The organism is Bartonella sp. AP21QHHD (genome assembly GCF_042196205.1).
GTDB lineage: Bacteria > Pseudomonadota > Alphaproteobacteria > Rhizobiales > Rhizobiaceae > Bartonella.
On record NZ_JBHIPT010000117.1, the window covers coordinates 1 to 13,929 of the forward strand.

Annotated in this window: 10 protein-coding genes and 2 pseudogenes; 3 read left to right on the forward strand and 9 right to left on the reverse strand. The window is 36.3% G+C overall.

What is annotated here, in order from left to right; translation table 11 throughout:
- Positions 1-894 precede the first annotated feature (894 nt).
- From ACFIMC_RS08420 to ACFIMC_RS08435, 4 genes and pseudogenes are all read right to left on the reverse strand, one after another.
- Positions 895-1,689 (reverse strand): annotated as a pseudogene (locus ACFIMC_RS08420) (autotransporter outer membrane beta-barrel domain-containing protein); the annotation flags it as partial.
- A 532-nt stretch (positions 1,690-2,221) separates the two neighbouring features.
- On the reverse strand, positions 2,222-3,193 hold the full coding sequence (locus ACFIMC_RS08425; protein WP_375633825.1) for a WD40 repeat domain-containing protein: 972 nt from the start codon (positions 3,191-3,193) through the stop codon (positions 2,222-2,224).
- 10 nt (positions 3,194-3,203) lie between these two features.
- Complete coding sequence (locus ACFIMC_RS08430) at positions 3,204-4,232, reverse strand: CobW family GTP-binding protein (protein WP_375633824.1); 1,029 nt, start codon at positions 4,230-4,232, stop codon at positions 3,204-3,206.
- 21 nt (positions 4,233-4,253) lie between these two features.
- Positions 4,254-4,997: a creatininase family protein gene (locus ACFIMC_RS08435; RefSeq protein WP_375633823.1), complete on the reverse strand. Its 744-nt coding sequence runs from the start codon at positions 4,995-4,997 to the stop codon at positions 4,254-4,256.
- A gap of 318 nt (positions 4,998-5,315) precedes the next feature.
- On the opposite strand from ACFIMC_RS08435, the gene ACFIMC_RS08440 reads away from it, so the two are divergent.
- The gene (locus ACFIMC_RS08440; RefSeq protein ID WP_375651323.1) at positions 5,316-5,474 is read left to right on the forward strand and encodes a hypothetical protein; all 159 of its coding nucleotides are present in this window, start codon (positions 5,316-5,318) and stop codon (positions 5,472-5,474) included.
- 1,751 nt (positions 5,475-7,225) lie between these two features.
- Positions 7,226-7,582 (forward strand): hypothetical protein, encoded by a 357-nt coding sequence (locus ACFIMC_RS08445; RefSeq protein WP_375633822.1) that lies wholly within the window; start codon positions 7,226-7,228, stop codon positions 7,580-7,582.
- A gap of 811 nt (positions 7,583-8,393) precedes the next feature.
- Here the strand turns inward: ACFIMC_RS08445 and ACFIMC_RS08450 are convergent.
- Positions 8,394-9,728, reverse strand: coding sequence for an NAD(P)H-dependent oxidoreductase (locus tag ACFIMC_RS08450; protein ID WP_375621599.1), 1,335 nt, complete (start codon positions 9,726-9,728; stop codon positions 8,394-8,396).
- A gap of 163 nt (positions 9,729-9,891) precedes the next feature.
- On the opposite strand from ACFIMC_RS08450, the gene ACFIMC_RS08455 reads away from it, so the two are divergent.
- Positions 9,892-10,371: a MaoC family dehydratase gene (locus tag ACFIMC_RS08455; protein WP_375621600.1), complete on the forward strand. Its 480-nt coding sequence runs from the start codon at positions 9,892-9,894 to the stop codon at positions 10,369-10,371.
- A gap of 171 nt (positions 10,372-10,542) precedes the next feature.
- On the opposite strand, the pseudogene ACFIMC_RS08460 reads toward ACFIMC_RS08455, so the two are convergent.
- The 4 genes and pseudogenes from ACFIMC_RS08460 to ACFIMC_RS08475 form a co-directional block, all read right to left on the reverse strand.
- Positions 10,543-10,841: pseudogene (locus ACFIMC_RS08460) on the reverse strand (integrase); the annotation flags it as partial.
- Between the two features lie 441 nt (positions 10,842-11,282).
- Positions 11,283-11,942 (reverse strand): methionine ABC transporter permease, encoded by a 660-nt coding sequence (locus ACFIMC_RS08465; protein ID WP_375643374.1) that lies wholly within the window; start codon positions 11,940-11,942, stop codon positions 11,283-11,285.
- Positions 11,935-12,969 carry a methionine ABC transporter ATP-binding protein gene (locus ACFIMC_RS08470; protein WP_375613642.1) on the reverse strand — a complete coding sequence of 345 codons (1,035 nt, stop codon included), beginning with the start codon at positions 12,967-12,969 and terminating at the stop codon, positions 11,935-11,937. The genes ACFIMC_RS08465 and ACFIMC_RS08470 overlap by 8 nt, the downstream gene beginning before the upstream one ends.
- Before the next feature lie 48 nt (positions 12,970-13,017).
- On the reverse strand, positions 13,018-13,836 hold the full coding sequence (locus tag ACFIMC_RS08475) for a MetQ/NlpA family ABC transporter substrate-binding protein (protein ID WP_375632526.1): 819 nt from the start codon (positions 13,834-13,836) through the stop codon (positions 13,018-13,020).
- Positions 13,837-13,929 lie beyond the last annotated feature (93 nt).

Consider the following 13,929-nt stretch of genomic DNA (forward strand, 5'->3'; position numbering starts at 1 on the left):
GAGATGTCACTTATCAGCATAGATTTAAGAAAATTGGTTTTTCTGGAACGAGTTTCTCTGCTGGATTGCGCCACCTTTTTTGAAGAGGTGCAATATGTATTTTTAGTTAAAAGGCAGAAGATTTTCTGCCTTTTAATGTATTGAAATTTATTTTGCCTCATCAATATGGTTATTTTTTTGATATAAAAGATTACAATAGATGCTTTCTTTTATGCGATGAGAAATTTTTCTAAAATTTTTGATGTCAAGATATGAGGACAGATTTCATTGTGAATATGAGAAGTTTAAACGCTGAATGCTTGTGGCATAATCTTTCAAAAAATGCGATATTGATGATTGTTTTTGTCCGTTTCTGTATTAATTTTTATAGATCATAAGTTTAGTCTTTATGAGTTTTATGCATTGTTTTGAATTTTGTTTTAGAACTTTATTCACGTTTATATCATTTAATACGCATATTATTTGTTTCCTTTTTTAGGATTTTTACTTAAGAATTTTGGATAAATATTTATTTTTAGAACAAACAGAGGGAGTTTGAGGTCAAATTATAATAAAAGTAAAGTATGCTTTATCGTGTTGTTACGGTTGTTGTTTTGTAAATGATAGGTGGCAGAGAAATTTCGATAAGATACAGGATATTATTTTTATTGCGGTCATGCGCGGATATCATCATTCTTTTTTCAGCATTCAATATTTGCGCAGATTTTAGCACTCGAGAATGTTCATAAGAAGCAATTCACCTTTTTTCAAAAGTCCTTCTTTGCATGCCAGCTTCGTTTGTGATGGACAAGGGGTTAATTGATTAAATATAAACAGGTTTGAAATGAAAGAAATTTATAATATTCAGTTTTTATTCAATATGTAAAATGATGAGTGAGCATTCTGAATTATTGCATGAAATTTTCCTAAATCAATATTACGCGCCTGATTAAACTGAAGATGCTGATAAACAACCTGAATCTGCGGATCAAAAACAACACCTTTATACCCTGTTGCAAACGTTCTACCACTCGTTAAAGAATCGCTAAACTGTTTACCCTTTAACGCCACAACCTTACCCCGTGCAAGGGTCAAAACATCACCCTTAAAAAGACCATACGATACCACCCCATCCATATAAAAACCCCTATCATGCTGCAAATTTCCATAAGCCCCAACAGACCATTTATTAAATGCGCTTTTTTTGCTTTGTTCAACATCCTGAGGGTGTAGAGAAAGATTTCCATAGTTCCCCAAAACTTCAAAGAATGTACGACCATATAAACTCTCAATCTCATTTAACAAAACACCTGCTTGAAATGCATTATAATCGAGCTCAGCACCATAGCCATATTCAAAAGCAGATAAATTGGAAGCATAATGATGGCTCCCCCCATAAGCACGCAGAAAAAAGGCTGTCTTTTTATCATCTTTCCCAAAGAAATGAAAAGCATTCCGCATTGTCTCTAACGACTTATTTTGCGTGGTCATATCCACTAAACCAGCATGAAATAAGGCATTTGGCAAAAGAAGATAAGTTGGAACCTGTGGAACAACCGCTCTAATTTGGAGATTAGACTGAACATCAAGCGGTATAGAGAGATTAGACGAAGGATTAACAGGGGCAAAAGACCCAGAAGGCTTTGGTTTAACAAGGGCAGAAGGAGAAGGAACAGAATCCGGAGATGAAGGAGATACCGTAACAGAGGGCGGTAATAGAAGCTCCATGAAATGATTATTAGATGGAATTTTCTAGGCAAGAAACTGAAGTGTAGAAGGCTGCTCGTAGGAAACTTTGCCCTTTAGAAGGGGAAATCAAAAAATTTTTTATTTAGGAAAATAGTGTTGCATTCCCTTCTTCTGATCGTAGGAATAAATCGTTGTTTTAATGATGATATCAGCTATTTTTTGCCAAATTTTTAAGAAAAATGCTTTTGTGGAAGTATGTAGCCTATATAGATGTTTATAGGGAGATGGGGGGCGGTCTTGAGGGTGATGTTTTTATTCTTGTATGGGGGTAGCAATGTTAAAAGGTCAAAAAACATGTTTAAGGTATTTTCTTGTCTAAAGGGGGGGAGGAAAGGAAGAGGGAAGATTTAATGATTACGAAGATTTTAGGAGATTTTGGGGGGGAGATTAGGGAGATAGGATTTCTGAGAGCTCTGGAGATGCACGGGGATAAGATTTCTGGAGGATTGTGTGGGCATTTTTTATAGGCGATAATTGCGCTTGTCGGTGTAATTTAATCAGCGATATTGATTATACCACATTCACCATTTTCGCTACCGAAGGAGAGGTTTTGCCCTGCTTGATCCCAGTTAAGTGCTGAGATAGCGCTTTTCCCACAACCTTTTAGAAGGACTTCTTTTCCATCATGAAAATGTGCCGCTAAAATCATTCCATCATTGAAGCCTATTGCTACAATTTCTTTGTTTGGGTGGCATGAAACGGTGCTAACAAGTGCATTTGCTCGTGTGCCTAGTTCTAGTGGTGTTTTTCCTATGGGGCCATCTTTTGTATGAAAGGGCCAAACAATTGCGGCAGAGGCACCTGATGTTGCTAGCCATTTTCCTTTTGCGCTCCAAGACCAGCTTTTGACTTTGCTTGGATAGCCACTCATGCGGAGGTGCTGATTATCAGTGAGACGCCAGCCATGCAAGGCGTTTTCTTGCATGGTGGAAATGACATAGCGGTTGTCTGGTGAAAAGGTGACACTACAATGAGCTCCTTTCCATACCAATGTGGTGGGAGATATTTGCGTTGATAACCAATGAAGAGTCACTCCATTGTAATGGGCAACGGCAAGTCGCAAACCTTTTGGGGCAAAAGCAAGGCCTTCTACACTGCGTTCATGTGTGAGCTCTTGTCGTTCTTTTCCAATATGCGCAAATGCGAGGCGTGAAGAGGAAAAAGCAAAAGCTTTTTGTGGACCAAAAGCAACGTTGTTTATCCATTTGCGTTCTTTTTGGCTTAACAATTCCGTGTGATCTGCTGCGGTTGTTTGACAGACTTTTCCATCTTCTCCACCGGTGATGATCGCGGTATTGTCATGGGAAAAATGGCTTGAAATTATTCCTTGGTGAACTTCAACGATTTGTGGGGTTGGATTAAAAAAAACAATGAAACCTTCTACGGAAACAAAGGCTGGTTTATTGCCTATAAAACCGCAGGAAAGGCAGTAACTTTTGAGATCATAATGGGTAATGTTTGGCATTATCACTCACTTATGCGCAATTTTCAAAACCAGTTTTTAATTTTTCAGCATCAAGAGAGCGTCCTATAAAGACAAGGCGGCTTTCTCGTTTTTCATCTTCACGCCATGGGCGTTGATGTTGTCCTTCAAGAAGCATATGTATCCCTTGAATGACGTAACGATCATCGTCTCCTTGAAAGGCGATAATGCCTTTAAGACGCAAGATATCAGGCCCTTGTTGCTGTGTAACCTGCTGGATCCAAGGGAAAAACTTTTCTGGTTGCAGAGCATCTGTTTTTAAACTTACAGAAGTGATGGTAATATCATGAATGGTGGATGCGTGATGATGGTCATGATGACAATCGGGACCGCACACATGGTTGGCATGTTGGTGTGCATGTTCGTGATCGAGAAAATGAGGTTCATGATCGAGAGTCCGTTGGAGATCAAAAAAACCACGATTAAGGAGTGTCTCAAGAGGGATATTGGTGCGCTGTGTTGTATAGAGTATAGCGCGAGGATTAATGGCCAGAATAAGGGATTCAGCATGGCTGCGTTCTTGTGGGGTGACAAGATCAATCTTATTTAAAAGAATAATATCCGCGAAAGCAATTTGGTCTTCAGCTTCACGACTTGTTTTTAATTGAGAGGGAAAATGCTTTGCATCAACGACTGCTATGACACTGTCGAGAGCTGTTTTTTCATGGATAGTATCATCCATGAAAAAGGTCTGTGCTACGGGAACGGGATCAGCAAGCCCTGTCGTTTCTATAATGATCGCATCAAATCGATGAGAACGTTGCATCAGACTTTCCAGAATGCGAATGAGATCACCACGCACGGTGCAGCAAACACAGCCATTATTCATTTCATAAATTTCTTCGTCTGATTCAATGATCAGGTCATTATCAATACCAATTTCACCAAATTCATTGACAATGACGGCATAACGTTTGCCATGATTTTCATTGAGAATGCGGTTGAGAAGGGTGGTTTTCCCAGCACCAAGATAGCCTGTGAGAACCGTAACGGGAAGTTTTTTGGGGTGTATCGTTTCCATGGAGAGACCTTTTATTGTTCTTTATTGCCATGTGTTTATGTTAAATCGATTGATATCATCAAGTAAATCACGAAGCTGAGACAGAACATGAGAAAAGATTGCTTCACCGGCTTGTGGTGTTGCTTTGCTTGCATTTCCTGCAGCACCTTGCGTGTTCAGATCTCGCATTGTCCAACCAAAGGCATGAGGACCATAAGCACGTAAATACCGATAATTGGCAATCATATCCGCTTGTTTATTATGAAAATTTTCTGCCTTTTCCATATGGACTTTTTCTGGTGCTAAATAGAGCATGAGAGAGGTTTCGATAAAGCCTCCATGGATATCAAGATGTTGTTGAGATGGCTCCATGAGACCTTGTGGTAAACCAAAACGGCTCCAGCTTGTTGCTACAGCGAGCATGGAAAGGCGCCTTCGTAATTCGGTGATAACAATGCTCATTAAAGGTGAATTTCCTCCGTGAGCATTGAGAAGAAGAAGACGGTTGATCCCTTTGTGATAACAGTTTTCACCAATCTTTATCCATCGCTTAATCGCATCAGAAAAGGTAAGGGTTTGTGTACCTGTAACATCCATATGTTCTATAGAATAGCCAATCTTTTCAACCGGTAAAAGTGCGATATGAAACTGCTCTTTTGTTTGTAAAGTGAGAGCTTTTGCAAAAGCTTCAGCTATAATCCAGTCGGTTTCGAAAGGAAGGTGCTCTCCGTGATATTCGTGTGCGCCCAAAGGTAAAAGAGCGAGAAAAGGCCTGTTAGATACCATAAATTATTGCCTAAAAGAGAAGTTAACATAGACAAAGTGATCGAAGGTGCTGTCACTATTTAATCTATCTATAAGAGAAACGCAAATAGGCGTCTTTTTACATCACATATGGATGCATAAAAATGAGAGCTTTGTTAAAAATAGAGAAGCTTTTATTGAGCAAAGCCAACGCAATTTTTCTGTAATATGAGGCAATATTTCTCAAGATAGTTATCTTTTGTAATTATTTCTGATGTATATTCTAATTTTTAATAAGTATATATTAAATATATAATTTTTTCTGTAAATTACATATTATTCTTTTATTATGGAGAGAGGATGATCAAAGTATTTCTACTATTGCAATATTACAGACTTTTGTTGCAATCAGGAACTCTATTCAATTATCTGTATATTACAAAAGAATGGAAATATTTGTTGATTGATTTTACTTTGGATAGTGTCTTAACAGATTTTAGTGTTCATGAGAAAAAATAAATATAAAGGGAAGAATTCACTAAGATGAATTTGTAATCTCATAGAGCAGTTTATAAGATGATTCAGTAAGAAACACCGTTGGATACAAGAAACACCATTGGATACATGATAAACAGAACGCCATTGTGTTGCACATTGACGCTTTTGTTTTAAAGAAACATTTCTCAAGGTATCCAAGCCTATTTTGCAACGGCGCCCGTGAATAGTATAACGGTAAAGCCTTATAATATAAAATCTATTGTGTTCCAGCATCTTTACACTTTTAAAGTAAAAAGGGACACCATCATTCACTTTGCCAGTTTTCAATATTGTGTTAACAGCGCTTGATAGTTAAGATACCTCATAAGTGATATTTTCCTTTCTTCAAGTGTGTTTACACACACACACCGATCTCGTTTGTGATTTGCAAGTGAAGAATTTTGATTGATTCAATATAAACAGAGTTAAAATATAAGAGAGTTTTATAATCGTCAGCTTTATCATTCAACAGGCAAAACAATAAATTATTATTATAGATTAATATTCTGCGATTAAAGTGATCGGTTGATAAGTTTATCATTCAATATCAGTTTTCATGGCGTTATTTTTTCAATGTGCTTACTTAAGTTGGTATTTTAAAAATGCAATTTTTTAGTAAGTTTCTCTACTCCTTTTCTTTCAAGCATTTGATTAATTCTTTATTATTATTCATTTTTCACAAATAGCAGACAGTTATGTGAATATTGCCAAAAATTTATTTCAAAGAGAATTATTTTTTACTAATACAGAGTAAATATAAATAAGGCTGCGCTCTACAATATTGACGAAAAATATGGAATAACTTTTATGAAAATTAAGCAAGAAAGTTTTTTCAGTATTTTGCGGATCATCTCATTTTTCATGACTCTCTTTTTATCTGGTTTTAGGTAGTTTGTTGGTGTTCTAGTATTGCTTATAATTTTTTTGTAAATCTGATAGATTTACTTATTTTATGCGTTTGTTTTATTAGGTTTGAAAGTCAATATTTTGTGTTCTTTATGCTGTATGGGATAAAGGGGGCTGAATTACCTTTTTTAAGATGCTATGCAGTATTTTTTCTTTTTATATATCAGTAAAAGTTGAGAATCATTTTATTAACGTCTCTTCCATTTGAAGATAGAGATCTTAATTGTTTTTTTACACTTTATACCTGTTTTATAGAAAAATAGTACACTATTTAAAGTTGTTTTATTAGGATAGATTTGTTTTAGATCAAGTTTTTATTCGATACTAATTTTATTTTTCAATATTAATGATGAGTGATATAATAAAAATCCATTAAGTACTATTTCATTTTTATATTTATTGAAATAATAGACAATCATATATCATTATATTGGAAGTTTTAAATTTTATAGTTCTTTAAAATTAATTACATTTCAAATTATTTATAAAAGCTCTATTATATAATTTTTTAAATGAATTTGTTTCGTAATATTTCTTATAATAATAAATTTAACAAATTATTATTATTTTTAATTATAGCAATAAAAATAAAAAAATATTACTGTTGTTATCTTAAGTTATTATTGCGTAAAAGGAATAAATTATTTTTATCATTTATTGTTTTTTATATTTACATGTAATACATAATGTGTTATATTATAATAACAAAATTACATATAATATTTTATTATGTGCAATTATATAAATGATTAAATATAATTTTTGGTTTTTATATATGTGAATATTCTTTCATTTTTTCAGTGAAGAAAAGAGGAGCAAAGAAAGCTATGTTTAAAATATTTAAAAATCGTGTATGTTCATTTACTTTTACACTATTTATTCTCTTTTTTGTACAAACTATAGAGGGAAATGCAAGTTTTGTAAAAAATCAATTTCAAGAGAGAGTGGCAGTTACTATTTCTACACTAGAAAAAAATGTAGCTATTAAAGCTGTGGATAGAGCTGTTATTCAAGGCGTTGAGGAACAAGATGGCATTGCTTTGGGGAAAGTTGAAAAAGCTGCTGCTTTTTCAGGTGCAGCCTTTTGGGGGGGAATAGGTATTTTATCACTTCTTGCTTCTTTATGTGTTGGGGATGTATTAGGTGCTGTTGTATCTCTTTGGGGAATATTTAGTACACTTTAGTAGGAAGCTCATCGACAGAGTCGAGGATTTTTTTGTTCACTTCATTATTTAAAAAAATAAATATTTTAAATTATTTATACTGCAATAGATAATAAAATCACTACTCTTAATATTAAATGTAGCTTTTATTAACATTATTAAAGTTCAAGATCCTACATTTATGTTTTTTTTTACAAATTAGTGTAACCTGATTTTTTTACAGTTTATGGTTATTTTCTAGTAATAAGGATAGTATACTTACTATCTTTATCAGTCTTTTAATATTGTCTACCTTTTCTCATATGAAGATTATTCATCAAAGGTATATTTTATCCTTTTTAAATTTTTTTATCTTTCATAAGGGGATAAAATAAAGAATATCCCTATATCCATGGCTCTCATGCAATAAGAAAAATGAGAAATTATTATTTATCATTTTAAATTTGTTTATGTTAAATCCATCAGAAGTATTTTTTACGTATAACAAGTTGCGTTCGTGTATGGATAAAATTATTAAAAAAAAAAGAGTAAAAATTCTTCTCATGAATCATCTCTAAGGTTCAAGGACTGTTGTAGTATTGGAAAATAAATGATGGTGCTGGTTTGTATCTTCATAGAGTAAAGATAGTGATACACAATGAATCTTATGCCATCTCATAGGGTGGTTTATACTGTCGCATTTACGGGACATATTGTGAGAGGGAAGTGGTGATGTGCATCGTTGGAAAATGCTTTTATTAAAACATAAACCTGTATTTGCGATAGAAGTGTATTCTGGGTTATTCTGTTGCCTAAGGGAAGGATACTGTTAAGTAAGGTAATTCAGGAGTATTTATAGCTTAGCGGAAGAAGGGCAATGAAGTAAAAGGTCTTGTTTAGCACGAAGACGTGCAATCCATTGATCTTCACGAATAGCAGTATTATGTACTGTAATGAGTTCGTTTTTTTTAATTGCAGCTGTTACTGTTGCTTTTTCTAAAAGGCCACAAGGAATGGCGTGGTGAGCGCGTGCTTCTGCGATGTTCATTATCCAAGCACGATAAGTATAAAGACCGATAAAGTCTAGCTGATCACCTGGATGTAAATCTTTTTTAGCAACAGCACAGACTTCTACTACGGGATGGCTAAGAGGGACCATATCTTTTTTGCCATAAAGCATAATACGTGCGCAGGTGAGGGGAACTTCCATTGCTGTTAAATGATAGGGGCGATGAAAGGTGAAGTAAGGTCCCTGGCCAATTTTTAAATCTTCCATACGTTCGCGTAAACGTGGGTGTGCTATTTCGGCAATGACAAAGACACCAGGTGAAACACCTTGACCTATTGAATAATCTACAACACCATATTGCTGTAAAATGCCCCCATCTTGCTTTGGAATAAGCACTTTGTTTAAATCTTGTAGCGCTGCTCGTGGTCCATGCATTCCTGGGCAATCGGGGAGAAGTCCGGTGGCATTGGCAATGGCTGCCATTTCAACCATCGTTTTGGAACCATCAATAAATTCAACCAACATGCGCACATTCATATTACGCCGGAATGCTTCTTCTTCGTAAGCGTCAGGTGTAGCATCAAAGCGCAGAGGATTATTTTTTCCTTTACCCGCTACAACAATCTTATGTCCAAGGGCTGAAACAAATTCTATGAGTTCCATACAAGAAGTAGGTTCATCGCCGGCACCAAGTGTATAAATGAGCCCTCGTTTTTCTGCTTCATGTTTGAGATAAGCGCCAATTGTAACATCTGCTTCAACATTCATCATGACAAGATGTTTGTTATTCTCAAGCGCTTTGATACCAATCTCTGCTCCTGCTTCGGGATAGCCTGTTGCATCAACGATAATATCAATTTGTTCATGGCGCAAAACAAGGTTAATATCATCTGTTGCTGCAATCAAACCCTTTTCAATGCTTTGGGTGAGAGCATAAGTATTTTCAACTTCACAGACATGTCCATCTTCGCCATAGGCTAGTGTAGCGGCATCAAAAATACGTGACGGTGTCCTCGTGGCTACAGCAGCGACTGTTATACCATCCATATGCGCAATACTTGATAATAAATCTGTGCCCATTTCACCACAACCAATCAGTCCAATACGGATGGGGGGATGGTTTTCTGCACGTTGTTTCAAATCATGTGCTAAACCTGTTAGGTTCACATTGCTTGCCATTCTTTTTTCCTATTTGAAAACTATTCTGCTAAAGAACTTTTCTCATTCATAAGGTGCATTTGTTTTTAAGACAATTAATCTTTTATTCTTGATGCTCTAATCAATGGATTTTATAAAAGCAAGAGGGGTGGTTTCTTTTATCAAATAAAATAGGAATAGCGTTATGCAGCAAAAAATAACAGTACAAGATGTCACCAGTTTTATTGGGAAAGAAGTGGGATTATCGGAGTGGCGTCTTGTTACACAGGATATGATTAATCAGTTTGCATGTGCTACAGATGATCATCAATGGATACACGTTGATGAGGAAAAGGCTAAAAAGACACCTTTTGGCGGCACGATTGCTCATGGTTTTTTAACATTATCGCTTTTGTCTAGGCTCGCTTATGAAGCTCTTCCAGAGTTAGAAGGGAGCACAATGGGGATTAATTATGGTTTCGATAAAGTACGCTTCATGAGTCCTGTGAAAACAGGGGTACGGATACGTGCGCGTTTTGTGTTAGACGACGCAGAAATTCGTCCTTCTGGTCGAGTGGTTTTCCATTATGGGGTTACGGTGGAAATTGAAAAGTTAAAAAAACCAGCTCTTACAGCTCAATGGCTTATTGTTGCTGTTGTGGAAGAAAAACCTTCCAATATCTAGATTATTTGAGTGCTTTATTTTATAAAATTTTTATACAATTCTATTAGAAGTTTCTTCAATGATGATATTGAGAATAATCTATAGGATGATAGATATGGTGGAGCTATCATAGCGTTGATAGCCATAGCGGGTTGCTATCTTTCCTAGATCGTTTTGAAGAGGAGTTTCCTAATGAAGATAGTGCATTGCTTCACGCTTTTGTTTATAGCGTTCTTTAATGGGATCATACCCATCACGTAAAACAGAACGCTTCAAATGGAATATACTTGCGTTGCCAATTCACGGGTTTATTTTAAAGCAACATCTCTCAACGCTCGTCACACCCATTTCGCAATGGCGCCTGTGAATAGTATAACGATAAAGCCATTGAGCACCCCTATCTTTATGCTTGTGAAGAAGAAAATCGGCACCATCATATTATATGCTAGCCGCCAATGTTAAGACAGGTCTTGGCGCTTGAGATAATTCATAAGAGGCATGCCTTTCTTTCTTGTATAGTTTTACTCACACGGCTCTTTCCGCTTTTAACGTGCAAGCAAGAGGTTTTGGTTGATTCTATATGGAACAAATTGGGAATGAGAGGATCTTACGGTATTCAGAGTTCTCATTCAATATGAATAACGCCATATTATCATTATAAATTCAATGTGTTATCTAAGGTTGGGAAAGGTCGTGACCAATGTCTTAATTTAAAGAGAGTTTCACATACTGTGAGATCTCTTATTTTATCCCCTTTTATATTAAAGCCATTAAAACTATTTTCTTTCATGTTACAAACGGATGGGGAGAGATAAAAACTGTTTAAGAAAAAAGTTTCTAATCTCTTATAAGTGTTTTCGATAGGCAAGGGTTGGTGCACTTGGAAAGTGGCAAAGAGGATGATGGTATTGGCATGTGAAATTCTAAGTCTTTTAATGTTTTGTTTTATCAAGTTTTTGTACGATTTTATCAGAAGTCCATTGGGTTGTAATATTGAGCACGATCAAAAGGATGATGACGATGGTCATGATGAAGGTATTGTAGCGTTGGTAGCCATAGCGGATTGCCATATCCCCTAAACCGCCTCCACCAAGATATCCAGCAAGTGAGGTGGCTCCTATAAGAGAAATGACCATGACTGTAAAACCTGTAATCAGGCTAGGGAGAGCTTCAGGAATAAGAACATGTCTGATAATTTGAAGACGACTTGCACCCATAGAGCGGATCGCTTCAATGAGACCGTTTTCAACGGTTTTAAAAGAGAGTTCCGCCATGCGAGCATAAAAAGGGATAGCTGAAATGGTCAGTATAAAAATTACAGCAGGCATTCCTATCCCTCTTCCTACAACGATACGCGTAACGGGAAGAAGATAAAATGCAAGAATAATAAAGGGAATGGCACGAATACTGTCAATGATTATGCTTAAAGGGCGATTGATGAGAGATGAGGAAAAAATCCCTCCGCGTGCTGTTGTGTGAAGAAGAAGACCAAGGGGAAGCCCTATAATAAATGCCATAACAGAAGCACTAAGTGTCATCAATATTGTATCAATAACAGCTTGGGGAAGTTCATGAGACAGAACATTAAACATAGCCTAAGACCTCACAATATCGTCCTTTTTTCGTTAACCATTGAACAGCTTTTTCTAAAGCTTCTTTATCTTCTCCAGGAAGAGCCAAGAAGAGTCGCCCGATGGTTTCATCTTGAACTGTATCAATGCCACCATGCAAAATACGTGCTTTTAAACCACTCTCATTTTCTAGAAGATGAAGAAAAGGCTGCTGGGCAATTTCACCGGCAATATTAATTTCAATGACAGCTTCTCGTCCGATTGGTTTGAGATTTTTCGCAAATTTTTCAGGAAGTTGCGGGGTTACAAGCTTGAGCATGGCTATGGTTGTATCGTCTTGCGGTGATGTAAAGATGTCTTTCACACGTCCTTCCTCTACAATGTTCCCCTGATTAAGAACAACAACGCGATGCGCTATGGTGCGCACAACTTCCATTTCATGGGTGATGAGCACAATCGTGAGATTGAGGTGTTTATTAATATCAGCAAGGAGCTCTAGGATAGATTGTGTTGTTTCAGGGTCAAGAGCAGAGGTGGCTTCATCTGATAACAATATTTTAGGATTAGCAGCGAGCGCACGAGCAATGCCAACGCGTTGTTTTTGTCCCCCGGACAATTGTGCCGGATAGCAATATTCTTTCCCAGATAACCCAACCAATTCAATCAGTTCAAGGGCACGTTTGTGGCGTTGTTTCTTACTTACACCACTTAATTTAAGTGGCAATGCAATGTTATCAAGAATATTCTGCGATGAGAGAAGATTGAAATGTTGAAAAATCATCCCAATTCGTTGACGGTAAGGCGCCCATTCTATCTCTGATAGATTAGAAATATCAACATCTTCAAAAAAAATGGATCCTGCATCAATCTTCTCTAACCCATTTAAACAGCGAATAAGTGTTGATTTTCCTGCTCCACTGCGCCCAATAATGCCAAGGATTTCACCAGCATGGATATTTAAAGAGAGATTATTAATCACCGGAACACCAGCCGTTTTGTTAAAACAACGGCTGATGTTTTTTAAGGAGATAAGAGTAGGTTTTTCCATTCACAATTACTCGGATATTTGGCACAGTTATTCAGATATTTGGCACAATTACCAAGATGTTTGGGCGGTATTGCCAAAAATCTCTTTGATTTTTGCACGGATAAGATCGTTATTGTAAGCGGCAACTAATTTTTTAACCCATGGTTCATCTTTTTCGCTCGTGCGTACAACGATGATATTATCATAAGGATTATTTTTTGCGCTCTCCCATGCGACTACATCTTTTTCGAAGTTTAATCCGGAAACAATAGCCCAGTTTGTGTTTATAATTGCAAGGTCAAAATCGTCAATAGCTCGTCCTAACATACCGGCATCGAGCTCACGAATTTGCAGGTTTTTAGGATTTTCGATAATATCAAGTGGAGATGCAAGAATATTATGAGGATCTTTTAACTTAATGAGACCTAAAGAGTTAAGAAGAAGTAAGGCTCTTCCACCATTAGATGGGTCGTTCGGAATACCAACATGTGCACCATCACGAAGATCTTTTAAGTCTTTTATTTTGTGTGAGTAAACACCGATTGGAGCAATAAATGTATAGCCGACAATTGAAAGTTTATAGCCACGTTGTTTCATTTGTTCATTAAGATAAGGGGCGTGCTGAAAAGCATTCGCATCGATCTCTCCTGCGTTAACAGCATCATTAGGCAAAGCGTAATCAGAAAAATAAACGAGTTCAATATCTAAACCGGCTTTTTTAGCCTGTTCAGCAGCTGTTTTCCAAATAATCGCATCCCGCCCTTCCATAATACCAAGTTTGATTTTTGTTTTGTCTGCGGCCATGGAAAAAGCAGTAGACAAAAAAAGTGCAAAGAGAGAGAGGAATAATCCTATAATCCGACTACGAGAAAAAATTTTTAATGTCATATGCTTTTAACTTTCTTTTTCGAGAAATTTTTTGAGGGAAGTTTCAATATACTCTGTATTTTTTTAGGCAGATTTAAAGTTATACAAGCTTTA

What these genes read in the sequence shown, in the direction of transcription:
- ACFIMC_RS08430 (WP_375633824.1), bottom strand. Translation starts at nt 4,232, where the DNA reads ATGGAAACGATACACCCCAAAAAACTTCCCGTTACGGTTCTCACAGGC.
- ACFIMC_RS08435 (WP_375633823.1), bottom strand. Translation starts at nt 4,997, where the DNA reads ATGGTATCTAACAGGCCTTTTCTCGCTCTTTTACCTTTGGGCGCACAC.
- ACFIMC_RS08450 (WP_375621599.1), bottom strand. Translation starts at nt 9,728, where the DNA reads ATGGCAAGCAATGTGAACCTAACAGGTTTAGCACATGATTTGAAACAA.
- ACFIMC_RS08475 (WP_375632526.1), bottom strand. Translation starts at nt 13,836, where the DNA reads ATGACATTAAAAATTTTTTCTCGTAGTCGGATTATAGGATTATTCCTC.
- ACFIMC_RS08445 (WP_375633822.1), top strand. Translation starts at nt 7,226, where the DNA reads ATGTTTAAAATATTTAAAAATCGTGTATGTTCATTTACTTTTACACTA.
- ACFIMC_RS08465 (WP_375643374.1), bottom strand. Translation starts at nt 11,942, where the DNA reads ATGTTTAATGTTCTGTCTCATGAACTTCCCCAAGCTGTTATTGATACA.
- ACFIMC_RS08455 (WP_375621600.1), top strand. Translation starts at nt 9,892, where the DNA reads ATGCAGCAAAAAATAACAGTACAAGATGTCACCAGTTTTATTGGGAAA.
- ACFIMC_RS08440 (WP_375651323.1), top strand. Translation starts at nt 5,316, where the DNA reads ATGATCAAAGTATTTCTACTATTGCAATATTACAGACTTTTGTTGCAA.
- ACFIMC_RS08425 (WP_375633825.1), bottom strand. Translation starts at nt 3,193, where the DNA reads ATGCCAAACATTACCCATTATGATCTCAAAAGTTACTGCCTTTCCTGC.
- ACFIMC_RS08470 (WP_375613642.1), bottom strand. Translation starts at nt 12,969, where the DNA reads ATGGAAAAACCTACTCTTATCTCCTTAAAAAACATCAGCCGTTGTTTT.